The sequence below is a fragment of the Pseudonocardia charpentierae genome (assembly GCF_031845345.1).
Classification (GTDB): domain Bacteria; phylum Actinomycetota; class Actinomycetes; order Mycobacteriales; family Pseudonocardiaceae; genus Pseudonocardia; species Pseudonocardia charpentierae.
The window spans coordinates 1-23052 of sequence record NZ_JAVREJ010000019.1; the positions used below are offsets into that span (position 1 = coordinate 1).

A 23052-nucleotide genomic window follows, 5' to 3' on the forward strand; every position below is an offset into this window, starting at 1 on the left:
GCGGATCGGCGGGCGGCCCGGCGACCGCATCGCCGGTCGTCCCGTGATCGTGACCATCCATCCTGGCTGCCGCCCCACCTGACACCTCCATGATCGAGGTGTTGCGAGGATCGGTTGAATCCACCCTGTGTGCGAGCGGCTTATTGGGGCGCGACCAGCAGCGCTTTCACGGCCGCCGACACCCGCTTGCCGTCCGCCCGCCCCGCCGCGGCTGCCTGGGCCTTCTTCATGACCTGCCCCATCTGCCGCGGGCCGGGCGCCTGCCCCGTCTCGGCCTCGACGGCGGCCACGGCGTCGCGCGCCAGCACGGCTAGCTCGTCGTCGCCGAGCTGCTGCGGCAGGTAGCGCGCGAGAATCTCGCCCTCCGCCCGCTCCTGCGCCGCCAGCTCGTCGCGGCCCGCAGCGGCGAACGCCTCGGCCGACTCCGCGCGCTTCTTGGCCTCCTTGGTGATCACCTGGAGGACCTCGGCGTCGTCGATCTCCCGTGCCTCCGTGCCTGCGACCTCGACGTTGTGGACCGCCGTCAGCGTCATGCGCAGGGTGGACTTGACCAGCTCGTCGCGCGCCTTCATCGCCGCGGTGAGGTCCGCGCGAAGACGCTCCTTGAGGGTGCTCACAATCTGCGACGCTAGCCCACACGTACCCTGCAGCGGTGAACAGCTGGGTGCGGGCCGCCACCGGAGTCGTCGCCGCAGGGGCGGCCACGGTCGCCTACGCAGCCGGTATCGAGCGCCGGCACTGGACCCTCCGCCAGGCGACCCTCCCGGTGCTCCCTCCCGGAACGCGCGACATCAAGGTCCTCCATCTCTCGGACCTGCACATGACGCCCAACCAGCGCTCCAAGCAGCGTTGGGTGGCGGCGCTCGCCGAGCTGGAGCCGGACCTCGTCGTCGACACCGGCGACAACCTCGCCCATCCCCGCGCCGTGCCCGCCGTCCTCGCCGCTCTTGAGCCGCTGCTGTCGCGGCCCGGGCTCTTCGTCTGGGGCAGCAACGACTACTTCGGTCCGACGTTCAAGAACCCCGCCCGCTACCTCGTCCCCTCCTGGCAGAAGCGTGTGCACGGCGAGGCCCTGCCGTGGCGCGACCTCCGGGCGGCGCTGATCGAGCGCGGCTGGCAGGACGCGACCCACACCCGCTTCACGGTCGACGTCGCGGGCGTGAAGATCGCGGTCGCGGGCGTCGACGACCCGCACATCAAGCACGACCGATACGACATGATCGCCGGGCCGCCCGACGCCGACGCCACCCTCAAGCTCGGCCTGACCCACTCCCCCGAGCCCCGCGTCCTCGACGCCTTCGCCGCCGACGGCTACGACCTCGTCCTCGCCGGTCACACCCACGGCGGTCAGCTCCGCCTGCCCCTGTACGGCGCGATCGTCACCAACTGCGGCATCGACCGCTCCCGTGCCCGCGGCGCCTCCCGGTGGGGCAGCCACATGCGGCTGAACGTATCCGCCGGGCTCGGGACCTCACCGTTCGCCCCCGCCCGGTTCTGCTGCCCGCCCGAAGCCAGCCTGCTGACCCTCGTCGCCCGCCCCGCCGACCCGCACGCAGCGGCGGATACCCCAGCGAAGACGTCGGCGGACGTCGGCTAGACTCGATCGCGGCCCGCAGAAGAGTGCGGGCCATCGGGGTGTGGCGCAGCTTGGTAGCGCGCTTCGTTCGGGACGAAGAGGTCGCAGGTTCAAATCCTGTCACCCCGACCAAATCAAACGGCCTGGTCAGCGGCTCAATACGAGCCCGACGACCAGGCCGTTCGTCGTTGACGGGCAGGTCCGAGGCAGCACGCGGGTGCGCATGATCGCCGGATCCCGAGCATGAGTGGTTGCGTGGCCCCAGCTAGGGAACGGGGGCTTACACCCGACGAATGGATGGCGCCGCTGTTCGGGCTCCGTTGGGCCGACTTCGGTGGGAAGCGCGACGTTCTGGATGGCCGACTCATCTGGGTCGGCCACCAGGTGTTGCGAGCGGGCGTGTCGGTGATCATCGGCTTCGGCTGCTGGTCCCCGGAGGAGCGGTACGCCCTCCGCGCGATCGCCAACCGCGCCGGTGCCGACTTCGAGTTGCACTACCTGACTCTTCCCGAAGATGAGCGCAGGCAGCGCGCAGATGCGCGGTGGCGCGAGTCTCCGGATGAGATCTTCGAGATGGCCATCGAAGATCATGATCGGTTCCGCGCCCTGTTCACACCGCCCATGCCCGACGAGCTCCAAGGCTGCTCGCTTCCTCCGCCTCCGACACCGTTCGAGAGTTGGCCGGCGTGGGCTTCTGACCGGTGGCCCACGCTCCCGCGTCCAGACACCTGACCGCCGCAGTGCTGCCCCCTCGTGTTCTCAACTTCACGGTTGACAACGGCTTGTCTCCAATCCTATGGTTGTTCAACCAGCAAGTTGAGGGCGAAAGGGGGACTGAAGTGGACGACCGACTCTCCAAGGTCTTCGCGGCCCTCGGCGATCCCATCCGCCGCGACATCGTCGCCCGCCTCGCCACCGAGGACGCGACGGTCGGCGAGCTGGCCGCTCCGTACGACGTGAGCATGCAGGCGGTCTCCAAGCACCTCAAGGTGCTCCAGGAGGCCGGCCTGGTCACCCGCAGCCGCGACGCGCAGCGGCGTCCGGTGCACCTGGAAGCCGAGGTGTTCGACCTCATGACGAAGTGGATCGAGCGCTACCGCCGCGAGGCGGAACAGCGCTACCGGCGGCTGGACGCCGTGCTGGCCGCCATGCAGGACGACGAGACCGCAGAAGCCCGACCCGAGGAAGGAACCGCATCATGAACACCACCGCCGAGGCCACCATCGAGGCCGACCCGACCCTGCCGATCATCCGGATCACCAGGGACTTCGCCGCCACCCCCGCGCAGCTGCTCCGCGCGCACACCGACCCCGAGATCTACCGGCAGTGGGTGGGCCCGAACTCGGTGAGCACCACCATCGACTACTGGGACGCGCGCACCGGGGGCAGCTGGCGCTTCCTGAACATCCACGACGGCCAGGAGTACGGCTTCCACGGGAGCTTCCACGAGGTCGGCCCGAACCGCATCGTGCAGACCTTCACCTGGGAGGGCATGCCGGAAGGCGTCTCGCTGGAGACCCTGACGTTCGAGGACCTCGGTGACGGCCGCACCCGGCTGCACGCCCAGTCGCTGGTCGACAGCATCGAGGGCCGCGACGCCTGGCTGCGGAGCGGCATGGAGGTCGGCGTCAACGAGGGCTACGCGAAGCTGGATCGGATGATCACCGATGGCAGTGTCTGACCCCATGGCGGATGACACCCCCGCTGACCGGCACCGCCGGTACGCCGGCGCCTTCTCCGAGCGTGTGCGTGGCACCCGCGACTGGACGGTGCCGGCCCCGGTGGCCGGCTGGACCGCGCGCGACGTCGTGCGCCACCTCGTCGAGTGGTTCCCTGCCTTCCTCGCCTCCGGTAGCGATGTCCGGCTCCCGCCCGGTCCGTCGGTCGACGACGACCCGGTGGCCGCCTGGCAGCACCAGGTCGATGCGGTGCAGGCGGTGCTCGACGACCCGGCCACCGCGGGCCGCATGCTGTCCAACCCGCACATCGGCGAGGTCCCGCTGGACCAGGCCATCGACCGCTTCTACATCTCCGACGTGTTCATGCACACCTGGGACCTGGCCCGCGCCACGGGCCAGGACGACCGGCTCGACCCGGCGCTCTGCGCGGATCTGCTGGCCGGCATGGAGCCGATCGACGAGTTGCTCCGCCAGTCGGGCCAATATGGCCCGAAGGTTGCGGTACCGGACGACGCCGACGTCCAGGCCAAGATGCTCGGCTTCATCGGCCGCGATCCGGCGTGGACCCCGACCGCCTTCATGACGTGACCGGAGCCGTGGGCTCAGGCAGGGCGCTCGGCGCGTCGGGCGACGTTCTCCAGTAACCGGCGGACGGCGGCGGCATGCCCGCCGGTTCCGATCACGAACGCTCGGTAGATGCGCCCGTGCGGCCCCGGGAAGGCCGCCGAGGTGTGAGCGTGCAGCTCGACCCGACCCGGCCCGGCGTCGTCCAACGCGAACCGGAACTCGTAGCGCGAGAACCGATGCCCCCCGCGCAACGTCAACATCCGCGGTGGATCGATCTCCGCGACCGCAAACCCGGGGATCGTGCTGCCGACCTGCGGGTGGTCCCAGTCGTCGGTGCGTGTGCGGGGTTCGAGGCCCCAGGCCACGGCCAACGGCTGCGGAACGTCCCGGAACGTGCCGGCGAGCACAGCGACGAGTGCTCGCCAGGCACGGTCCGGCGACGCCGAGACAGGCCGGCCGTGGACGTCGATCTCGGGCAGGTGTCCCACGCCGAGCGAGCCTACGCACGGCGGAGCGGGATCAGAGCGATTCGGCGAGCTCCACCAGCTGGTCCAGCGCCGCGCTCCAGCCTTCGCCGAAGCCCATCTCCTCGTGCTGCTTGCGAGTGGCGGCATCACCGTGGATGGCGGTCGCCGTGTAGCGGGTGCCGTCGCCGTCCGGCTCGATGCGGATCACCGCGGTGAAGGCGACGCCGCCGTCCCCACCCTGCGGGCGGAAGCCCGGGCCGAGCGCCGAGGTGAACGCTAGCGTGCGGCTCTCCTCGACGACGAGGATGCATCCGGTGTTCGGGTACTCGTCGCCCTCGGGCGAACGCATGACGGTGTGGAACGCGCCACCGGGCTGGAGGTCGATCTCGCAGGCCGCGACCGACCACGGCCGCGGGGCGAACCACCGGGCGACCAGCTCGGGGGTCGTCCAGGCCTTCCAGACGAGCCCGGGCGCGACGGCGACGCTGCGCTCGAGGACGAGATCGAGGTCCGGGTTCGGGGCGAATGTCGTCACTTCTGTTGCTCCTTGAGTTCGTGGAGTAGCACGTCGAGCTGGTCGAGCCGCCGGCTCCACAGCGCCCGCTGCGCATCGAGCCAGCTGCCGACCTCCTCGAGCGGCTCGGGTGCGAGCCGGTAGGTCCGCACCCGTCCGGCCTTCTCCGACGTCACCATCCCGAGGCGTTCGAGGACACCGAGATGCTGGGTGAACGACGGCAGTGCCATGGCGAAGGGGCGCGCGAGTTCGCTGGTCGTCGCGGGGCCCCGGGCGAGGCGCTCGACGACCTGGCGGCGCGTGGGATCGGACAACGCGCGGAACACGCCGTCGACGTCCACGACGCCGGCCCCATGGTTAGGCACGAGCCTAACTATTGCGGCGACCGGCTCGTGCCGTCAACCTCGACGTCCGCCGAGCAGACGCCCGCACGACTCGACGGCCGACCGGCGGATCGTGGAATCGACGTGTGGGAGCTCGGCTGCCAGCAGGTCGAGCAGGGCGGCGAGCGCCGCGGCGTCGTCGGGGCCTGCGAGGCCCACGTGCCGGGCGAGGTCGGGGTCGTCGCGCAACCGCACGGCGGCACTGCGCAGGACGTCGGCATCGGCGCGGCGGGCACGCCGGCCACGGTTCATCCACACGGTCTTCCCCCCGTGACATGTCGGTCGTCTCGGGGGGAAGCCGAGTTCATCCAGCATGCTCGGTGGTTCGGCGCCGGGCCACTGCAAGGATTGGGTCAGCGCAGCAGTTTCTGCACCTCGCGGAACCGCGGGTGCATCGAGTCGCGCAGCCACTCGAACAGCACCATCTCCGACGTCACGACCTCGGCCCCGTGCGCCCGCATCCGCTCCAGCCCGGCGTCGCGGTCCGCGGGATCACGCGAACCGACGGCGTCCGCCACCACCACGACGCGGTGGTCGCCCGCCAGCAGCTCCGCCACCGTCTGCAGCACGCAGACGTGCGCCTCGGCCCCCGCGACCACGATCTCCCGCGCGCCCGGAGGCAGCAGCGTCGGGTCGGCCACGCCCGAGAACCTCGTCTTCTCGACGACGTTCTGCGGGTAGGCGGCCAGCTCGGGCACCGTCGGCCCGAGCCCAGTCGGGTACTGCTCGGTCGCGCAGATGGGCACGTCGAGCACCTGTGCGGCCTCGGCGAGCCGGACGGCCCGTGCGACCACCGTCCCACCGTCGTGGATCGCCGGCACCAGCCGTTGCTGGAAGTCGACGAGCAGCAGCACGGCACCCGCGGCGGTGAGCAGCACGAGGCCGACGCTAACGCAGGGAGAAGGAGTAGTGCACCCGCCGGCCGACGTCGCTAGCGTTCACCGCCGTGGCCACCTGGGAGGAGTTCGCCGCGGCCGCCCCGCGGATCGCCGAGATCTTCGTCCGCCGCCACGCCGCCGCCGGGAACCTGTGCATGCTCGCGACCCTGCGGCCGGACGGGTTCCCGCGGATCAGCCCGATGGAGCCGCGGTTCTTCGAGGGCACGCTGTGGATCGGCGGGATGCCGGGCACGGCGAAGTTCCGCGACCTCCTGGCGAACCCGCGGTTCTCGCTGCACACCGCCACGGTCGACACCCAGGTCACCGACGGCGACGCGAAGGTGTGGGGCACCGTCGAAGACGTCCACGACGCGGAGCTGCACCAGCGCTACGCGAGGAACCTGTACGAGGAGACCGGCTTCGACCTGCGTGGACGGGAATTCGACCACTTCTTCGCCACGCACCTCGTCGGCGCGGCCGCGGTCGAGGTCGGCGGCGGGCACATGGACGTGACGGTCTGGAGGGACGGCGCCTCCGAGCACGTCGTCCGCAAGCACTGAGTTCAGGATCCGGCGGAGCCCGCGTCAACGCCCGATCGTTACCTCGAAGTCCATTGCGCCCGGCGGGACCGCCGGAACCACCAGTTACCCTCGAACCCATGTCGGACGCACGGCCTCGGCTGCTTGTCTTCATCGTCGCGTACTACGCCGAGTCCACGTTGACGTCCGTGCTGGAGCGCATCCCGGCACAGGTCCGCGACGACTACGACTGCGAGATCCTCGTCGTCGACGACGCGTCGGAAGACCGCACCTACGCACTCGGGCGCGAGTACCAGCGCGCGCACTCCGAGATCCGGATGACGGTGCTCCGCAACGAGCTCAACCAGGGCTACGGCGGCAACCAGAAGATCGGCTACACGTTCGCGGTCGAGCGCGGGTTCGACATCGTGGTCCTGCTGCACGGCGACGGCCAGTACGCGCCGGAGGAGATGCCGCGGCTGCTCACCCCGCTGCGCGACCGCCGGGCCGACGCGGTGTTCGGCAGCCGGATGATGACGGCCTTCGGTGCGTTGCGCGGCGGCATGCCGCTGTACAAGTACGTCGGCAACCGGATGCTCACGACGATGCAGAACGCGCTGCTGCGCACCCGCCTCAGCGAGTTCCACAGCGGCTACCGGGCCTACTCGGTGCCGGCCCTGCGGCGCATCCGGTTCCCGCTGAACTCGAACGACTTCCACTTCGACACCGAGATCATCATCCAGCTGCTCAACGCCGGGCAGCGGATCGTCGAGGTGCCGATCCCCACCCACTACGGCGACGAGATCTGCTACGTCGACGGCGTCCGGTACGCCAAGGACGTCACCCTGACGACGTTCCAGATGGTCGCCCACGGCGTCGGGGTGTTCAACCAGCGCCGCTTCGAGCCCCTCGACGACGACGGGCACGCGAACAGCCACTACGACGTCAAGCTCGGCTACCCGAGCAGCCACCAGTTCGCGCTCGACGCCGTACCCGCGGGCAGCAGGGTGCTCGACATCGGCGCGGGGCCCGGCCGGATGGCGCAGGAGCTGGTGGCCAAGGGGTGCGAGGTCACCGTCGTCGACCAGTTCCCGGCGCCCGACGCGCCCGGCGACGTCGAGGTCATCCAGCAGAACCTCGACGAGCCACCGGTCTTCGACGCCCGCAAGTACGACCACCTGCTCATGCTCGACGTGATCGAGCACCTCAAGGACCCCGAGGGGTTCCTGGAGCAGCTCGTCGACCAGTTCGACTACGGTCCCCGGACGCTGGTGCTCACCACCCCGAACGTCGGCTTCGCCACCCAGCGGCTGATGCTGCTGTTCGGCCAGTTCAACTACGGCAACGCGGGAATCCTGGACCGCACGCACACCCGGCTGTTCACCTTCCGCAGCCTGAAGCGGCTGCTCGTCGACTCCGGCTTCCGCCTGCGTGAGGTGCGCGGCGTCCCGGCGCCGTGGCCCAAGGTCCTCGGCGACGGCAGCCTGGGCCGGGTCGCGGTGCGGGTCAACGAGCTGCTCATCCGGCTGAGCCGGACGCTGTTCTCCTACCAGATCTTCGTGGTGGCCGACTGCACGCCGAACGTCCGCTTCGTGCTCGAAGACTCCCGTTCGCGGAGCGAGGCCCCGCGCGAGTGAGAGCCGACACGCGGCTCACGTCCTTCCTGGCCGCGCTCGGTGCCGTCGCGGTGGGCGCGGCGGTGCAGATCGCGGACGGCTACGGCAGGCCCGCGGCGTTCGTCTGGCTGACGGTCGCGGTCGCCGCCGTGCTGCTGGCGGTCGTGCTGCCCAGCCACCGCACCCTCGAGGCCGTGCTCGGCCGGATGCTGCCTCCGGTCCTGGTGGTGGCGCTGGTCGGGCAGCTCTGGGCGATGCTGCAGCGGACGCCCGCCCGGCCGTTCGACGCCGTGCCGAGCTGGCGACCGACGTTCCTGCTCGCCGCGGTGGTGGTCGTCGTCGCAGCGTGCGGGATCGCCGTGGGGCGCGGCGTCGTGCGGCATCTCGCGATCCTCGCCCTGCTCGCGACGCACCTGGCGCTGGGAATCTGGACGATCCGGGTCCAGCCGCAGCCGTGGCCGATGATCGACGTCTACATGTTCCAGCGCGACTCGGTCGCCGCGCTGCTCGCCGGGGTCGACCCGTACGCGATCACCTTCCCCAACCCGTACACGACGGGGGCCTACTACGGCCCGGGCATGGTGGTCGACGGCCGGCTCATGTTCGGGTTCGTCTACCCGCCGTTGAGCGTGTTCCTGTCGGTGCTGGGCGAGTGGGCGGGCGGCGACGTCCGGTACGCGCAGCTCGGTGCGATGACGCTGGCGGCCGCCTTCATGGCCTACACGCGACGCGGACGGCTCGGCGGGCTCGCGGCCGCGCTGTTCCTGTTCACACCGCGCAACCTGTTCGTGCTGGAGCAGAGCTGGACCGAGCCGTTCGTGGTGCTGTTCCTGGCGGCGACGGTCTGGTGCGCGGCCCGGCACCCGCGCGTCGCCCCGTACGTGCTGGGACTGTTCCTGGCCGTGAAGCAGTACGCGGTGCTCGCGCTGCCGTTGGCGCTGCTCATCGCCCGGCCGCCCATGTCGCTCGCGGGGCTCCGCCGGACGGTCGTGCCGGCGGTCGCAGTCGCCGCCCTCGTCACGCTGCCGCTGGCCCTCTGGGAGCCCACCGGGTTCCTGCGGGCCGTCGTCGAACTGCAGTTCTACCAGCCGTTCCGGCCCGAGGCCCTGAGCTATCTGGGCCTGCTGGCCGGGCCGGACCTGCAGCCGCCGTTCGGGACCGGGGTGGCGTTCGCGGTGGCCGCGGCGGTCATGGGCCTGGCGCTGTGGCGAGCGGCGCGCACGCCGGCCGGGTTCGCGCTGGGCGTGTCGGCGGTGTTCCTGGCGTTCTTCGTGCTGAACAAGCAGGCGTTCGCCAACTACTACTTCTTCGTGATCGGTGCGCTGTGCGTGGCGGTCGCCGCGACGCAACAGCCGGCGGCGAGCCGACCGGCAGCCGAGCCGTGGGCCACGGGCCGACGCGCCAAGGACGAAACGAGGACCGCCGCCGCGGAGTCGAATTCGGAGCCGGAGCCGGAGCCGCCTGATCCCGACGACTCGGTCAGCGCCGCACGACCAACACCGTGAAGCCGGCGATCTCCTCGCGGCGGTAGGCGGTGCCCTCGGCGTCGAGCCGGGCCGCCTCGGTCTCCCACTGCGCGCGCGGCTCCGACGGGTGGAAGACGTAGGCGACGACGGGCGCCGCGGCGAACCCGTCGCGGTAGGGCCGGTACCGGTCGTCGGCCTCGGCGAGGGGGATGACCACCGGGTCTTCGTCGAACAGGAACGTGAGCCGGTAGGCCAGCCAGTACTGGGCCGCGGCGTAGTGGACGCCCTCGGCCCGCAGCGCGTCGGCCAGCACGACCTCGTCCTGGGCGACGCCGCGCGGGTCGCGCACCGGCACGCCGTCGTGCACGTACGGGGCGTAGGCGTACCAGCCGCCGATCGCGACCGCGACGACGAACGGCGCGATCGCAACGGCGAACCGGCGCGTGCCCACCGCGTACGCCGCGGGCACCAGCGTGAACGGGGCCAGCCAGATGATCGGGGCGAGGTAGCGGGCCGACAGCAGGTCCGCAGGCATGGTCGAGACGAGGAATCCGCCGATCGACGCCGCGCTGCCGAGCAGGCCCAGGGCACCGAGCCGGCGGACGGGCGCGGGTCCGATCCGCCGCACGACCGCGACCGTCGCCCAGCAGACGGCCGCCAGGAAGCCCAACGCCGCAGCGCCCTGGATCACCTGCACCGGCCACGGCGCGGGCCACGGCACGTGCGCGAGGGTCACCGGGTCCTGGACGAACACCTTGACGCCGAACAGGTAGGGCAGGCACTGGTCGACCATCAGCGTCCAGTTGCCGCCGATCCGCTCCAGCGTCAGGCCGGCCTTCGCCCCGTCGGCCACCGGCTGCGCCCGCGACCAGGCGATCACGGCGACGCCCGCCGCCGCGCCGAGCAGGAGCGCGCCGACCGCCCACACCCGCCGCGGCACGCCGACCGCGCACCACAGGGCGAACACCCCGATCGCGGGCATCATCTGCAGCGTGAACAGGTCGAGGTAGACCGCGAACCCGGCAACGAACCCGCTGCCCATCAGCCAGAGCGGCGCGCTGCGCCCGCCGGCCCGCGCGGCGAGCCACACGGCCAGCACGGCGACGGTGATGCTCCACTGCCGGGGGGCGTAGAGCGCGACGCCGTTGATCGACTGCGGAGCGAGCACCAGCGGCAGGCACGCGACGGCCGCGCTTCCCCGGCCGACGACCCGGCGGAGCACGTCGTACACCAGCCCGACGAGGATCAGGTGCCCGATCAGCGGCACCGCCATCAGCGTCAGCGCGGACGGCCCGGTGACGGCGAACCCGGCCGCGACCAGCGCCGCGTCGAACGACGCCTGATAGCCCGCTCCCCACAGGAACCACGACCACTCGCCGTGCAGGATGTGCATCGCCTGCAGCCCGACGACGGCCGCGTCGGAGTTCACCCCGCGCGCGTTGACGAGCGCGGGCAGCCGGGCGACGACCGATCCGACCAGCAGCAGGAGCAGCAGCAGGTCCACCCGCAGGCGACGACGCTGTCGGGCCGGGGGTCCGGTGGGCGGGTCCAGGACCCCGGTCGCGATTGCCATCGCTGCGCACCGTATCGACAGGGCTCGCCGGCCGATCCGACCGTCACCGCGCCGTTGCGCCGTTCGCCGCGGAGATCACGACGACGACAGGCGTCCCATGACGTATCAATGAAGTGTTGCTCGGCTCCTCGACAGAGTGGTGAGAGGTGCCACGCCGTGGCGTGGATCCTCGTCGTCGCCGCCGTCGTGCTCGGCGGGACCGGCTACGTCCGCTACGCCCAGGGCGGTGCGACCAACCGCGACGCCTCCGTCGTCGGCCTCGCGACGGGGTGGATCGGCTTCGTGGTCCTCCTGCTCGAGCTGGCGACCTCGATCCCGCTGCCGCCGGAGGCGTACTTGTACTACTACCCCGCTCCGTGACGCGTCAGATCGTGAACGCGGTCCGGAACCGCTCCAGCGCCACGTCCGGGTCGCCCGACGCCCAGCCCTCGAGCCCGACGACGCCGTCGTAGCCGAGGCGGTGCAGCGCCGCCGCGACCGCCGGGTAGTGGATCTCGCCGGTGCCCGGCTCGCAGCGCCCGGGGACGTCGGCGACCTGGATCTCGCCGATCGCCGGCAGCGCGCGCTCGACCAGCGCCACGAGATTCCCCTCGCCGATCTGGGCGTGGTACAGGTCGAGGTTCAGCTTCAGGTGCGGGCTGTCGACGGCCTCCACCAGCGCCAGCGTGTCCGCCGCCTTCGCGAACGGCGTGCCGGGGTGGTCGACGGCGGTGTTCAGGTTCTCCAGTGTGAACACGCGCCCTGCCCGCTCGCCCAGCTCGGCGAGCCGCGTCAGCGTCTTCAGCGCCTGCAGCCACATCGCGGGGGTCACGACGTCGGTCGGGAGCACCGGAAGCCCCTGCGGGTCGAGCCCCGTGCCGTGCACGTTGAGCCGCGGGCAGTCGAGCTGCTCCGCGACCTTGAGCGACTCCTCGGCCGTGCGCAGCAGCTCCTCGGCCCCGTCCGGGTCGGCGAGCGTGCCGGTGACGTAACCGGTCATCGACGAGAACGTGGCGCCGGTGCGGGCGAGGGCATCGACGTCCTTCTTCGTCCAGTCCCAGATCTCGACCTCGAATCCGGCGTCCGCGATCCGGCGGACCCGCTCGAGGAAGGGCAGGTCGACGAACACCATCTCGGCCGAGACGGCCAGCCGGAAACTCATTTGGCCACCTCGTCGATCCGGACCGGACGCCCGGCCCGCACGGACTCGGCCGCGGCGAGCGCGATCGCGAGCGCCGCCCGGGCGTCGTCGCCCGTCACCAGGGCGGGAGCGCCGGTGCGCACCGCGTCGGCGAAGGCCGCCAGCTCGGCGACGTACGCGTCGGGCAGCAGGTCCTGATCGCTGCGCACGGTGTCGACGAGCCGCCCCGCGCCGCCGGAGAACACCATGCCGGTGCGGCGGCCGTCGCCCATCGTCGCCATGCCGCCCGAGCCGAACACCTCGCCCCGCACGTCGTAGCCGTACGCCGCCTCGAAGCAGGCCTCGGCCACGCCCGTGGCGCCGTTGTCGAACTTCACGACGACCAGCGCCGTGTCGAGCAGGCCCCTGTCGCGCCACTCCGGCTCGACCAGCGCGTCCGCAGTGGCGTACACCTCGACGGCCTCGGCGCCGGGGTTGAGGAACCGCAGCGCGTCGAAGTCGTGGATCAGCGTCTCGTTGAAGATCGTGTCCGGGGCGACGCGGGACGGGTCGAAACCACCCGGGTCGCGGGTCACCGACCGGACGATCCGCGGCGTGCCGAGCGTGCCGTCGTCCAGCAGGGCACGCGCCGCGCGCCAGTCGGCGGCGAAGCGCCGGTTGAAGCCGACTTGCAGCACGACGCCGGCGGCGCGCGCGGCGTCGATCGCCCGGTCCACGTCCGCCAACGCCAGCCCCATCGGCTTCTCGCAGAACACTCCCTTGCCGGCCGCTGCAGCGCCGGCCACCAGGTCGGCGTGGAACCGGGCCGGCGCGGCGATCACCACGGCGTCGACCTCCGGGCTCGCGAACGCCTCGGCCGCGTCCGTGAACGCCGCGACCGCCCCCAGCTCCGCCGCCAGCCGCTCGGCCGCCCCCGGAGCCGGGTCCGCCACCGCGGCGAGCCGCACCCCCGGGATCCGCCGGGCGAGCGTCTCGCCGTGGAAGGCACCCATCCGTCCCGACCCGATCAGGGCCACCCGCACGTCCGCCACGTCGTCCTCCTCTAGAACGTTAGAGGTCGACGATGCACGACGCGCTTCTGGTTCGTCAATAGAACGTTCTAGTAGTGTGACGAACATGGACCGGCGCCCCACCCTGGCCGACGTCGCCGTGCAGGCGGGCGTCTCGACGGCACTCGTCTCGATCGTCATGCGGGAGGCGCCCGGGGCGAGTGCCACCACACGCGAGCGGGTGCTGGCCGTCGCGGACGAGCTGGGCTACCGGCCGGACATCCGCGCGCAGCTCCTGCGCCGCAGCCGCAGCCGGCTGATCGGCGTGGTGTTCGGCGTCCAGCACGCCTTCCACGGCGACCTGGTGGGCGGGCTGTACACCGCCGCGGAGCGGGTGGGCTACGAGCTGGCGCTGAGCGCGGTCACGCCCGAGCGCGACGAGCAGCGCGCCGTGGCCGGCCTCCTGCAGGACCGCTGCGAGGCGTTGGTGCTGCTCGGCCCCCAGGCCCCCACCGCCTACCTCGCGGGGCTGGCCGCGCGGATGCCGGTGGTCGTCGTCGCCCGGGCAGTGCGGCACCGGGCGGTGGACGTCGTCCGGACGGACGACGCGGCAGGGCTCGAGCAGGCCGTCGACCATCTCGTGGAGCTCGGGCACCGGCGCATCGCTCACATCGACGGCGGGCGGGCACCCGGGGCCGCCGAACGCCGCCGCGGCTACACCGGCGCGCTGCAGCGGCACGGGCTGGGGCGCAACGCGCTGATGCTGCCGGGTGGCCTGACCGAAGACGACGGCGCCGACGCGGCCCGCAGCCTGCTCGAGCTGTCCGATCCCCGCGCGCCGACCGCCGTCACCGTGTTCAACGACCGGTGCGCCACGGGCGTTCTCGACGTCCTGCGCGGCGCGGGGGTGGCCGTGCCGAGGGACATGAGCGTGGTGGGGTTCGACGACAGCCGCCTGGCGCGCCTGTCGCACGTCGACCTGACCACCGTCGCGCAGGACGCCACGACGATGACGGAGCTGGCCGTGGCCCGGGCCGTCGCCCGCCTCGACGGCACCGTGGTGGGCGAGCGGGAGCAGGTGGTACCGCCGCGCCTGGTGGTCCGCGGCACCACGGCGCCACCTGACCGCTCGCGCGGGTGACCGTCAGCTGACGGACACGGTGATCGTGTGCCAGCCGGTGGCGCCGTCCGGGAAGGGCGTCACGCGCTCCTCCGGCTGGACCGCGCCGGTGCCGTCCGTCGCCCGCACCGCGAGTGTGTGCGAGCCGGCGGTGGCGGCCCAGTCGTAGCGCCACTGCACCCACGTGTCGACGGACGGCACGGGAAGCAGCGTCGCCGGCTGCCACGGTCCGTCGTCGACCCGGACCTCGACGGCCCGGATCCCCCGCCCCTGCGCCCAGGCCACCCCGGCCACCGTCGCGGTGCCGCCGGCGAGCGGGGCGAACGGGGCGGGCCGGTCGATGCGCGAGGCGGTCTTGATCGTGCCCTGCGGCGCCCAACCGCGTTCCACCCAGTAGGCGTCGACGGCATCGAAGGTGGTCGCCTCCAGCTCGGTGACCCACTTGCAGGCGCCGACGTAACCGAGGAGGCCCGGAGTGAGCATGCGCACGGGGAAGCCGTGCTCCAGCGGGAGCGGCTCGCCGTTCATGCCGACGCAGAGCAGGGGCTCGCGCCCGTCGAGCAGCGCCGCCATCGGCGCTCCGACCGTCATGCCGTCGACGGAGCGGGCGAGCAGTTCGTCGGCGCCCTGGCGCACACCCACCTCGCGCAGCAGCGGTGCGAGCGGGACGCCGAGCCACCGGGCGGTGCCGATGTACGGGCCGCCGACCTCGTTGGACACGCAGTTCAGGGTGACGACGCGCTCCACGAGCGGGCGGTCGAGCAGGTCGGCGAACGACAGCTCCACGGGCGAGTCGACGAGGCCGCCGATCGTGAGCCGCCACGAGGCGAGGTCGACGCGCGGCACGGTCAGCGCGGTGTCGACGCGGTAGAAGTCGGAATTGGCGGTCACGAAGCCGGGATCGATCCCGGAAGGCAACGGCGGTGCGGGCTCGGCCGCCGCGGGCAATCGCACCGACTCGCGCACCTGGGCGGCCCCCGACGACCGGCCGAGCAGGGCGGCTATCCCCCCGACTGCCGCGGCGCCCGCGCCGACGAGTGCGGCGGCGCCGAGGAAGGCGCGCCGGTCCACGCCCGCGCCCGGGCCCTCGTCGTGCTCGTCGTCCCCCGTCTCGGTGAGCGAACGCGGCTTTGGGTAAGTCAGGCTGACCGAACGCCGCGTTCGCTCGGTGACGACGGGACGCAGGGCACGCAGGAGCGGCAGCAGCGCACCCGCGATCACCAGCATCCCGACCAGCGACGGCAGTGCGTCGACGATCTGCGCGGCCGGGCGGGTCAGTGCCGCGGCCGTGCCCACGAGACCCAGCACGGCCGCCCCGGCCGGCCCGACGGCGCGGTTGCGCCAGGCGGCGATCCCCAGCCCTGCCGCCAGCACCGCCAGTACGACGCCGATGGCGCCGAGCAGCACGGGTTTGTCCGCGGTGCCCAGCGTGGCGACCGCGAACTCCTTCACCGGCGTCGGTGCGGCGTCCACCAGCACCGACCCGACGACGACCACCGTGCCGGCCTGCGGCCGCCCGAGCAGCGCCGCCACGAGCTCGGCCACCGCGGCGCCCGACGCGACCGCGAGCACCCCCGCCAGTGCGGGAAACGCGGGAAACGCGGTTCTTTTCATGCCTTTCCTCCCCTGACACACCTCGGGCCCGCCGCATTCCGCGGCGGGCCCGAGGCTCGAGTGGGTCAGTCGCTCGATTGTCAGCTCTTGGGCATCAGCACGGTGTCGACGATGTAGACGGCCGCGTTCTCGGTCTGCACGTTGCCGCACACGACCGACGAGTTTCCGTTGACCGTGAAGTCGGTGCCGCTACCGGCGACCGTCAGGTCCTGGCCTTCGAGCGTCTTGTGCGTGCCCGCGAGCTGGTCGGGCGAGAGCCGGCCGGCCACCACGTGGTAGGTGAGGACCTTGGTCAGCTGGTCGTTGTCGGCGAGAACCCCGTCGAGGGTGTTGCTGGGGATCTTCTCGAACGCGCTGTTCGCCGGCGCGAAGACCGTGATGCCCTGCGCGCTGTTCAGAGAGTCAACCAGGTTGGCCTTCTTCACCGCGGTGACCAGCGTGGACAGCACCGGGTTACCGGAGGCGGCGGTCGCGACGGGCACCTTGGCCATCGCCGCGAAGCTGCCGGGATTCGAGGCGTCGGTCGGGACGGCCGCGCAGCCGGCGCCGAACTGGTCGCCCGCAGCCATTGCCGAGCCGGACATCGGCGCCATCGACGGCGCCGCCATCGGTGCCGCGGCGGACGCCGCCGGGGCGGGCGCGGCCGCCGGAGCGGTACCGCCGCCGCAGGCCGAGAGCGAGACGGTGCAGATCGCTGCGGCAGTGGCCACGGCAAACCTCATGGTGCGCATGGAAAAGCCTTTCTAGAAAGGAGAGAGCGGACGGAGCACGTTCCGACGACGCAACTCGAGCGCCGGATCGGATCCGTTTCCGTTTCGGATTCAGGTCCACCCTGTCCGGGTGCCGTGATAGGTGTTCGGAGCGGCCGTGCCGGGTGGATGGGTCTAGATCAGAGAGAGATTCCCACCAATGGGGTGGTCGACGGCACCGGCGAACCACCGGCCGGCTCCAGGGACACGGCGAAGGCGGCGCGGCCGCGCACTCCCTCGATCAGTTGCGTCGCCTGCACCTGGCCGGCCGGCAGCACGCCGGCCGAGATCGGGGCGACGCTGTCGTCGGGGACGAGCCACAGCTGGTAGGCGCGGTCCGGTCCCGGGGCGGGGGCGTCGGCCAGCACGACGACTCCGGCGTCCTCGGTGTCGGACACGACCACGGTCACCCGGCCGCCACCCGCGAGCTCACCGCCGTGCAGCGCCGCGTCCGGTGCGGCCAGCACCGCCTGGATCCGGTCTGCCCGCTCCTGGGCGAGCGCGACCGTGGTCCGCTGGTCGTCGAGCCGCTGCTCCTGCACCGCGTAGGTGGTCGCGGCCGCGCCGATGCCGAGCACGCCGACGACCGAGGCCGCGGCGGCGAGCCGGCGCCACCGGGCGACCGGCGACGCGAGACCGCGCCGATGACCGCTCGGGGGAAGCTGTGCGGTCGCGGCCGCGCGGGCGAGGACCTCTTCCCGCATCCGCCGGGGCGGGACGGACCAGGAGCCCTCGGCGAGCCGGGTCGCGGTCTCGCGGTACTCCGCGACCTCGATCGTGCAGGCCTCGCACTCGGCGAGGTGCCGGTCGAACGCGGCGCGCTCGAGATCGTCCACCGCGTCGAGCGCGTACGCGCCCCCGAGGGCGTGGATGTCCGGGCTCGTCATGAGGTCACCTCGACGCTCAGGCAGTCGCGCAGGCGGATCAGTCCGTCCCGCATCCGGGTCTTGACGGTGGGCAGGGCGGCGTCGAGCAGCGTCGCCACCTCCCGGTACGTGTGGCCCCCGTAGTACGCGAGCGTGATCGCCTGCCGCTGGAGCTCGGTGAGGCCGTCGAGGCAGTGGCGCACCTGCTGGCGCTCCAGCCGCGTACCGACCTGGTCGGCGACCTCGTCGTAGGGCACGTGCACCGACGCCGCCGCGACCTTCTGCATCCGGTCCGCCGAGGCCTGCTCGGACCGCACACGGTCGACGGTACGGCGGTGCGCGATGGTGAGCACCCACGAGAGCCCGCTGCCCCGCTGGGAGTCGAAGCGGCTCGCGGTGCGCCAGACCTCGACGAGCACCTCCTGGGCCATCTCCTCCGCCTGTGCCGGGTCCCGCAGCACGCGGCGCGCCAGCCCGAACACGCGCGGCGCGAGCAGGTCGTAGAGCCGGGCGAAGGCCGAGTCGTCACCACGGGCGACGGCGCGCAGCAGGTCGTCGATCTCGACCCGCTCGGGTCGGACGACGGCCGGGGCCGCCTCGGGTCGTCGTGGACCGAGGTCCGGGTCGGTCATGGGAACCAGCCTTCCGCTTCACGTCGGGAGACGCGGAGGGGGTTCGTCGGTGTGACCCGTTCGGATGGGTGACGACGGCACGCGAAGCATGACCGCCGCGACTTCGGGTAGTTCCGCAACTCCCGAACGACCACCACCCACCACACCAGGAGGCAACCGTGACCCAGGCGACACGAGGCGCCGACGTCGTGGACGAGCTCACCGCCGACCACCGCGAGGCGACCGAGCTGCTGGACAAGATTCTGACCATGTCCGACCCGCAGACTCGCCGCGACATGGCCGACACCGTGATCACCGAGCTGGTCCGCCACTCCGTCGCCGAGGAGATGTACGTCTACCCGGTGATCGAGGAGACCTTCCCCGACGGCAAGAAGGTCGTGGAGCACGACATCGAGGAGCACAAGGAGCTCGAGCGCACGATGAAGGAGCTCGAGAGCCTCGACGCCACCGACGCGAGCTTCACCGAGGTGGTCGGCCGGCTGCGCGAGCAGCTGCACCACCACGCGACGGACGAGGAGGACGAGCAGTTCCCGCGGCTGCGGACCTACGTGTCGCGCGAGAAGCTCGTGGAGATGCGGGAGCAGGTAGAGAAGGCGAAGAAGCTGGCACCGACCCGCCCGCACCCGGGCTCGCCGAACAACGAGGTGTTCCACAAGCTCGTCGGTCCGGGCGTGGGGCTGATGGACCGCGTGCGCGACAAGCTCACCGGGCGCACCACCGCCTGAGCGTCAGCGGCGGGTTTCGCCCGATGCCGGTCGCGTACAGCACCGCGAGCACGGCACCGGGTGGCCCCGCCGCCCACAACCACCAGGGGTAGACCGACTCGTCGACGGTCAGCGCGACGATCCCCCACACCGTCAGGTTGACGACCACGGTGCTGAGCCACACCAGCGTCAGCACCCGCATCGCCATCCCGCCGGGCGTCGGGCTGAACACCCCGGGCCTCGCCGGGTCGGGCGGCGGCACGGGCAGATCCGCGGTGATGCCGGCGAGGTCGCCGCGGGTACGTGCGGCCCAGACCGTGCGCACCCGCTCGTCGAACTCGGTGAGGTCGAGCTGGCCCAGGTCGTGCGCCCGGCGCAACCGGTCCTGCACCTGCGCCCGCTCGGCGTCGGAGACCCGCATGTTCTCGGCGGGTACGCCCGGTGTCGCCTCGCTCACCCGGACGATGATGGCACGTCGGTCACCTATGCAGGAATACGCATATATAGTGCGCTGGTGGGTGCAGGACACGGGCACGGCCGCACGACCGAGGCCAGCGCGGGCGGGCGACACGTCCGCCGCTTGTGGATCTCGCTCGGCGTCCTGCTGGCCTTCCTGGCGGTCGAGGTCGTCGTCGGGTTCGCGACGTCGTCGCTGGCCCTGCTCTCCGACGCGGGCCACATGTTCACCGACGTCCTGGGCGTCGGGATGGCCCTGGCCGCGATCGCCGCCGCGCGCGGGGCCGGCACGTCGGACCGCCGGACGTTCGGTCTCTACCGCGCCGAGGTGCTGGCCGCGCTCGCGAACGCGGTGCTGCTGTGCGGCGTCGCGATCTGGGTGGTCATCGAGGCCGTGCGTCGGTTCAGCGCCCCGCCCGCGATCCCCGGGTTGCCGCTGATGCTCACCGCCGCCGCCGGACTCGCGGCGAACGTGGTGGTCTTCCTGCTGCTGCGCGCCGTCGCGAAGGAGAGCCTCAACCTGCGCGGGGCCTACCTCGAGGTCGTCGCCGACATGCTCGGGTCGATCGGCGTGCTGCTCGCCGGCGCCGTGACGCTGGCCTTCGGCTGGGCGTACGCCGACCCGCTGGTCGCCATTGCGATCGGCCTCTTCGTGGTGCCCCGGGCGTTCGGGCTGGGCCGCCAGGCCGTGCGGATCCTCGTGCAGGCCGCGCCGGCGCACGTCGACGTGCAGCGGATGCGTCTCGAGCTCGCGGCGCTTCCCGGGGTGCACGACGTCCACGACGTGCACGTCTGGACGCTGACCTCCGGCATGGAGGTGGGCACGGCGCACCTGTCGATCGGCGCGGACACGGACCCGGGCACCGTGCTGTCGGCGGCGCGCCACCTGCTGGCCGACGGACACGGGCTGCCGCACTTCACCGTGCAGGTCGAGCCGCCGGGGGCGCACACGCACTGCGCCGAGCTCAGCTGGTAGTTCAGCGGGGCGCGTACATGATCAGGCCGACGCCCAGCAGGCACACCGCGGCGCCGAGGTAGTCGAATCGGTCGGGGCGGAACCCGTCGACGACCATCCCCCAGGCCAGCGATCCGGCCACGAACACGCCCCCGTACGCCGCGAGGATCCGGCCGAAGTGGGCGTCGGGCTGCAGCGTCGCGACGAAGCCGTACGCCCCGAGCGCGAGGATCCCGGCGCCGATCCACACCAGCCCGCGCTGCTCGCGCACCCCCTGCCACACCAGCCATGCGCCGCCGATCTCGGCCAGCGCGGCGAGCAGGAACAGGGCGACGGAGCGGAGCACGAGCATGTGCTCTACGAGATCACGAGCAGGAACAACCCGACCATCGTGTAGGCCACCATCAGCAGCACGAGCGGGATCTGGTCGGCGAGGCGCCGATGCGGGGGCAGCAGCGCGACGCAGCGGTCGTGCGCGACCACGACCGCGACGACGTGGCCCACCAGCACCGCCGCGATCTGGACGGCGGCGACGAGCACGACGTCCGGTACCGCGGTCGGCTCCCCGAGCCCGTGCAGCGGCGCCACGAGCTGGGCGAGCCCGCGCGGGCCCTCCACCAGCAGCAACGTGAGGTAGTGCGCGATCGTGTAGCCGGCGGCGATCGGGACGAGCGTCGGCGCGAGTGCCGCGGCGAGCCGGCCGGTGGCGAGCCGGTAGAGCAGTGCCACCACGCCGACCAGGGCGACGAGCACCAGCGTGCCGACGACGACGCCCGGCACCGGCAGGGCGGCGCGGACAGTCGCCCAGCCGGGCCAGCCGCTCAACCCGTCGAACACGGTCGAGCCCCACCACACGGCCACGAACGCGACGAGCCCGCGCGCGGGCGGCACCGCCGCGAGGCCCCGCAACGGGTTCCGCAGCCGCGGGCCGCCGTGCCACTCCACCGGGGCCAGCGCGCCGACGAGGCTCGAGTACGCCTCGAACGTGTCGCCCCGGTCGAACCAGGTCGGGCCGTGCCGCAACGCCGCCGCCGTGTGGATCACGGCGTAGAGCAGCAGGAACGTCGCCACCACGGCGGGAACGTCGCGGGCGGGAGCGACAAGCTCCAGCCAGACGAAGGCCCCGAGCCCGACGGCGGCGGGCCCGTATCCCCGATCGGGCAGCGGCGCGGGTGGGCGGCGGCGCAGCGGGGCCAGCAGGCGGTGCAGCGCGCGCAGCGGGTTGACGGCCCGCCAGACCGGTCCGAGCAGCAGCGACGCCGGGACGACGCCCACCCACAGCAGCACGTAGAGCACCCGTGGCGCCGGGTTGGCCTCGTCCTCCTGCGGGCCGAGGAAGCCGAAGACGACCACGGCGGTGGCGAGCAGTAGCATCGCGGCCTGCCCGAATCGCGCACTCGCGCTGTCGAACGTGCCGACTCGCGCTGACGAAGTCGCGGACTCGCGGGAAACCGGGGCGAGGGCGGGGGCGGACGCGGGTGGGGGCGGGCGGCCGGGGGCGACGGCCGCGAAGCGGGGTTCGCGCCAGAGCAGGGCGACGGCCAGGAACGAGGCCAGCACGACGACCCCGCCGGTCTGCAGGACGAGCTCGCCGGGCAGCGGGAGGCCGCGGACCTCGCCGACGCCGTGGGCCAGAACGATCATGGGCTACTCCCCCGCCGGACCGGGCGCCGGGTGCGGCGCAGCACCGCCACGCCGGCCGCGGCGACGCCGAAACCACCGCCGAGTGCCGCCGCCACCAGCACCCGGTCGAACGTCGCGCCCCACGCGAACGGGACCACGGCGTCGCTCAACGTGAACGCGTCGACCGGGGCGATGACGATCGCGAACAGGCCACCCGCGGCGCAACACAGCAGCGGTCCGGCCGGTCGCCCGCGCAACGTCAGCCAGGCGCCCGCGGCGGCCAGTGGCCAGCCCAGCAGCGCGTACCCGGCGGCGCTGAGCAGCATCGCAGCGAACCCGCGGTCTTCCGGGACCAGCGCCGAGCCGACGACGTGCAGCAGGTGTGCGACCGCGACCACGCCGGCCGAGACGGCGAGGCCGACCGCACCCCACCTGCGGCCCGCGCCCAGCACCCCGGCCAGTGCGGGGCCGGCCAGCGCCGCCAGCGCGACCGACCACCACAGCCCCGCCGGCGGTGGCGGTGGCCAGTACTGCTCGCCGTGGATCGTCACCGTCTCGTCGCCGACCTGCAGCGGCACCGCCCAGCCGAGCCGGTCGCCTGCCGGCCGGTCCCGGGCCGCGGCGGCGGTGATCCTCGGGTCCGACCACCAGGCCCGCTCGCCGGGTGCGACGGTCGGCAACCCCGAGAGCGCCGAACCGGGCAGCGGCTCGACGACCACCGCCACCGCCGTGCCGTTGACGAGCCGCAGCCGGGCCCCGAACTCGACGGCCTGCACGTCGAGCCCGGGAACGGGCGGCTCGACCGCGAGCACGCGGGCCTCGCTCGGGGCCGAGGTGAGGCCACCGGCGTGCGCGAGCGCAGGAGCGGCGGCAGCAGGCAGCAGAAGCGCGACGACCGCCGCGAGCACGCCCGCTCGCAACACCGCTGCGCTCGCAGCACACAGGACCGGCCGGGCGCCCACCCCGCCACCCTAGAAGTGCGGCAAG

General features: G+C 72.6%; 30 protein-coding genes and 1 tRNA gene. 14 read left to right on the forward strand and 17 right to left on the reverse strand.

Annotated features, from left to right (window positions below; genetic code table 11):
- Positions 1-140: 140 nt before the first annotated feature.
- On the reverse strand, positions 141-617 hold the full coding sequence (locus RM445_RS23360) for a GatB/YqeY domain-containing protein (RefSeq protein WP_311558977.1): 477 nt from the start codon (positions 615-617) through the stop codon (positions 141-143).
- Between the two features lie 35 nt (positions 618-652).
- On the opposite strand from RM445_RS23360, the gene RM445_RS23365 reads away from it, so the two are divergent.
- From RM445_RS23365 to RM445_RS23390, 6 genes are all read left to right on the forward strand, one after another.
- Positions 653-1597, forward strand: coding sequence for a metallophosphoesterase (locus tag RM445_RS23365; RefSeq protein WP_311558978.1), 945 nt, complete (start codon positions 653-655; stop codon positions 1595-1597).
- A 34-nt stretch (positions 1598-1631) separates the two neighbouring features.
- Positions 1632-1708 (forward strand) — tRNA-Pro (locus tag RM445_RS23370).
- A gap of 111 nt (positions 1709-1819) precedes the next feature.
- Positions 1820-2308, forward strand: a complete 489-nt coding sequence (locus RM445_RS23375; protein ID WP_397469388.1) for an AAA family ATPase — start codon at positions 1820-1822, stop codon at positions 2306-2308.
- A 107-nt stretch (positions 2309-2415) separates the two neighbouring features.
- Positions 2416-2778: an ArsR/SmtB family transcription factor gene (locus RM445_RS23380; RefSeq protein ID WP_311558980.1), complete on the forward strand. Its 363-nt coding sequence runs from the start codon at positions 2416-2418 to the stop codon at positions 2776-2778.
- Positions 2775-3257, forward strand: coding sequence for an SRPBCC family protein (locus RM445_RS23385; RefSeq protein ID WP_311558981.1), 483 nt, complete (start codon positions 2775-2777; stop codon positions 3255-3257). The genes RM445_RS23380 and RM445_RS23385 overlap by 4 nt, the downstream gene beginning before the upstream one ends.
- A 4-nt stretch (positions 3258-3261) precedes the next feature.
- On the forward strand, positions 3262-3843 hold the full coding sequence (locus tag RM445_RS23390; RefSeq protein WP_311558982.1) for a TIGR03086 family metal-binding protein: 582 nt from the start codon (positions 3262-3264) through the stop codon (positions 3841-3843).
- Positions 3844-3857: 14 nt separating this feature from the next.
- Here RM445_RS23390 and RM445_RS23395 read toward each other — a convergent pair whose 3' ends face one another.
- The 5 genes from RM445_RS23395 to RM445_RS23415 form a co-directional block, all read right to left on the reverse strand.
- Positions 3858-4310, reverse strand: a complete 453-nt coding sequence (locus tag RM445_RS23395; protein WP_311558983.1) for a hypothetical protein — start codon at positions 4308-4310, stop codon at positions 3858-3860.
- Between the two features lie 31 nt (positions 4311-4341).
- On the reverse strand, positions 4342-4824 hold the full coding sequence (locus RM445_RS23400; protein WP_311558984.1) for an SRPBCC family protein: 483 nt from the start codon (positions 4822-4824) through the stop codon (positions 4342-4344).
- On the reverse strand, positions 4821-5168 hold the full coding sequence (locus RM445_RS23405) for an ArsR/SmtB family transcription factor (protein ID WP_311558985.1): 348 nt from the start codon (positions 5166-5168) through the stop codon (positions 4821-4823). The genes RM445_RS23400 and RM445_RS23405 overlap by 4 nt, the downstream gene beginning before the upstream one ends.
- 33 nt (positions 5169-5201) lie before the next feature.
- Positions 5202-5438 carry a hypothetical protein gene (locus RM445_RS23410; RefSeq protein ID WP_311558986.1) on the reverse strand — a complete coding sequence of 79 codons (237 nt, stop codon included), beginning with the start codon at positions 5436-5438 and terminating at the stop codon, positions 5202-5204.
- A 101-nt stretch (positions 5439-5539) separates the two neighbouring features.
- Positions 5540-6064 carry an isochorismatase family protein gene (locus tag RM445_RS23415; RefSeq protein ID WP_311558987.1) on the reverse strand — a complete coding sequence of 175 codons (525 nt, stop codon included), beginning with the start codon at positions 6062-6064 and terminating at the stop codon, positions 5540-5542.
- Positions 6065-6132: 68 nt separating this feature from the next.
- On the opposite strand from RM445_RS23415, the gene RM445_RS23420 reads away from it, so the two are divergent.
- The 3 genes from RM445_RS23420 (at position 6133) to RM445_RS23430 (ending at position 9703) form a co-directional block, all read left to right on the forward strand.
- Entirely contained in the window at positions 6133-6624 is a 492-nt protein-coding gene (locus RM445_RS23420; protein ID WP_311558988.1) for a pyridoxamine 5'-phosphate oxidase family protein, read from the forward strand.
- Positions 6625-6722: 98 nt separating this feature from the next.
- Complete coding sequence (locus RM445_RS23425; RefSeq protein ID WP_311558989.1) at positions 6723-8219, forward strand: bifunctional glycosyltransferase/class I SAM-dependent methyltransferase; 1497 nt, start codon at positions 6723-6725, stop codon at positions 8217-8219.
- Entirely contained in the window at positions 8216-9703 is a 1488-nt protein-coding gene (locus RM445_RS23430; protein ID WP_311558990.1) for a hypothetical protein, read from the forward strand. The genes RM445_RS23425 and RM445_RS23430 overlap by 4 nt, the downstream gene beginning before the upstream one ends.
- Here RM445_RS23430 and RM445_RS23435 read toward each other — a convergent pair.
- A complete protein-coding gene (locus tag RM445_RS23435; protein WP_311558991.1) occupies positions 9678-11237 on the reverse strand; it encodes a glycosyltransferase family 39 protein in 1560 nt (519 codons plus the stop codon). The genes RM445_RS23430 and RM445_RS23435 overlap by 26 nt on opposite strands.
- Before the next feature lie 156 nt (positions 11238-11393).
- On the opposite strand from RM445_RS23435, the gene RM445_RS23440 reads away from it, so the two are divergent.
- The gene (locus RM445_RS23440; RefSeq protein WP_311558992.1) at positions 11394-11597 is read left to right on the forward strand and encodes a hypothetical protein; all 204 of its coding nucleotides are present in this window, start codon (positions 11394-11396) and stop codon (positions 11595-11597) included.
- Positions 11598-11601: 4 nt separating this feature from the next.
- Here RM445_RS23440 and RM445_RS23445 read toward each other — a convergent pair whose 3' ends face one another.
- Together RM445_RS23445 and RM445_RS23450 are read right to left on the reverse strand one after the other, a co-directional pair.
- Entirely contained in the window at positions 11602-12378 is a 777-nt protein-coding gene (locus RM445_RS23445) for a TIM barrel protein (protein ID WP_311558993.1), read from the reverse strand.
- Entirely contained in the window at positions 12375-13388 is a 1014-nt protein-coding gene (locus tag RM445_RS23450) for a Gfo/Idh/MocA family oxidoreductase (RefSeq protein ID WP_311558994.1), read from the reverse strand. Before RM445_RS23450 ends, RM445_RS23445 begins: the two co-directional genes overlap by 4 nt.
- Positions 13389-13473: 85 nt before the next feature.
- Between RM445_RS23450 and RM445_RS23455 the strand changes: the two genes are divergently transcribed.
- Positions 13474-14487, forward strand: coding sequence for a LacI family DNA-binding transcriptional regulator (locus tag RM445_RS23455; protein WP_311558995.1), 1014 nt, complete (start codon positions 13474-13476; stop codon positions 14485-14487).
- Between the two features lie 3 nt (positions 14488-14490).
- Here the strand turns inward: RM445_RS23455 and RM445_RS23460 are convergent, their stop codons facing one another.
- Together RM445_RS23460 and RM445_RS23465 are read right to left on the reverse strand one after the other, a co-directional pair.
- The gene (locus RM445_RS23460; RefSeq protein WP_311558996.1) at positions 14491-16080 is read right to left on the reverse strand and encodes a molybdopterin-dependent oxidoreductase; all 1590 of its coding nucleotides are present in this window, start codon (positions 16078-16080) and stop codon (positions 14491-14493) included.
- A gap of 80 nt (positions 16081-16160) precedes the next feature.
- Positions 16161-16529, reverse strand: coding sequence for a fasciclin domain-containing protein (locus tag RM445_RS23465; RefSeq protein WP_311558997.1), 369 nt, complete (start codon positions 16527-16529; stop codon positions 16161-16163).
- Here RM445_RS23465 and RM445_RS23470 point away from each other — a divergent pair.
- Complete coding sequence (locus tag RM445_RS23470; RefSeq protein WP_311558998.1) at positions 16519-16827, forward strand: hypothetical protein; 309 nt, start codon at positions 16519-16521, stop codon at positions 16825-16827. The two genes, RM445_RS23465 and RM445_RS23470, sit on opposite strands and share 11 nt — an antisense overlap.
- Before the next feature lie 142 nt (positions 16828-16969).
- Here the strand turns inward: RM445_RS23470 and RM445_RS23475 are convergent, their stop codons facing one another.
- Together RM445_RS23475 and sigK are read right to left on the reverse strand one after the other, a co-directional pair.
- On the reverse strand, positions 16970-17716 hold the full coding sequence (locus tag RM445_RS23475) for an anti-sigma factor (RefSeq protein WP_311558999.1): 747 nt from the start codon (positions 17714-17716) through the stop codon (positions 16970-16972).
- Positions 17713-18327 carry an ECF RNA polymerase sigma factor SigK gene (sigK, locus tag RM445_RS23480; RefSeq protein WP_311559000.1) on the reverse strand — a complete coding sequence of 205 codons (615 nt, stop codon included), beginning with the start codon at positions 18325-18327 and terminating at the stop codon, positions 17713-17715. The genes RM445_RS23475 and sigK overlap by 4 nt, the downstream gene beginning before the upstream one ends.
- Positions 18328-18485: 158 nt before the next feature.
- On the opposite strand from sigK, the gene RM445_RS23485 reads away from it, so the two are divergent.
- Positions 18486-19052, forward strand: a complete 567-nt coding sequence (locus tag RM445_RS23485) for a hemerythrin domain-containing protein (RefSeq protein ID WP_311559001.1) — start codon at positions 18486-18488, stop codon at positions 19050-19052.
- Here RM445_RS23485 and RM445_RS23490 read toward each other — a convergent pair.
- Positions 19030-19488 carry a DUF1707 SHOCT-like domain-containing protein gene (locus RM445_RS23490; protein ID WP_311559002.1) on the reverse strand — a complete coding sequence of 153 codons (459 nt, stop codon included), beginning with the start codon at positions 19486-19488 and terminating at the stop codon, positions 19030-19032. The genes RM445_RS23485 and RM445_RS23490 overlap by 23 nt on opposite strands.
- Positions 19489-19545: 57 nt before the next feature.
- Here RM445_RS23490 and RM445_RS23495 point away from each other — a divergent pair, with 57 nt between their 5' ends.
- Positions 19546-20463, forward strand: a complete 918-nt coding sequence (locus tag RM445_RS23495; RefSeq protein ID WP_311559003.1) for a cation diffusion facilitator family transporter — start codon at positions 19546-19548, stop codon at positions 20461-20463.
- Position 20464: 1 nt separating this feature from the next.
- On the opposite strand, the gene RM445_RS23500 is transcribed toward RM445_RS23495, so the two are convergent.
- From RM445_RS23500 to RM445_RS23510, 3 genes are read right to left on the reverse strand one after another with little or no spacing between them, the layout of a single operon-like run.
- Positions 20465-20794, reverse strand: coding sequence for a YnfA family protein (locus tag RM445_RS23500; protein ID WP_311559004.1), 330 nt, complete (start codon positions 20792-20794; stop codon positions 20465-20467).
- A 5-nt stretch (positions 20795-20799) separates the two neighbouring features.
- Positions 20800-22086 (reverse strand): hypothetical protein, encoded by a 1287-nt coding sequence (locus tag RM445_RS23505; protein ID WP_311559005.1) that lies wholly within the window; start codon positions 22084-22086, stop codon positions 20800-20802.
- Entirely contained in the window at positions 22083-23027 is a 945-nt protein-coding gene (locus RM445_RS23510) for a hypothetical protein (RefSeq protein WP_311559006.1), read from the reverse strand. Before RM445_RS23510 ends, RM445_RS23505 begins: the two co-directional genes overlap by 4 nt.
- Positions 23028-23052 lie beyond the last annotated feature (25 nt).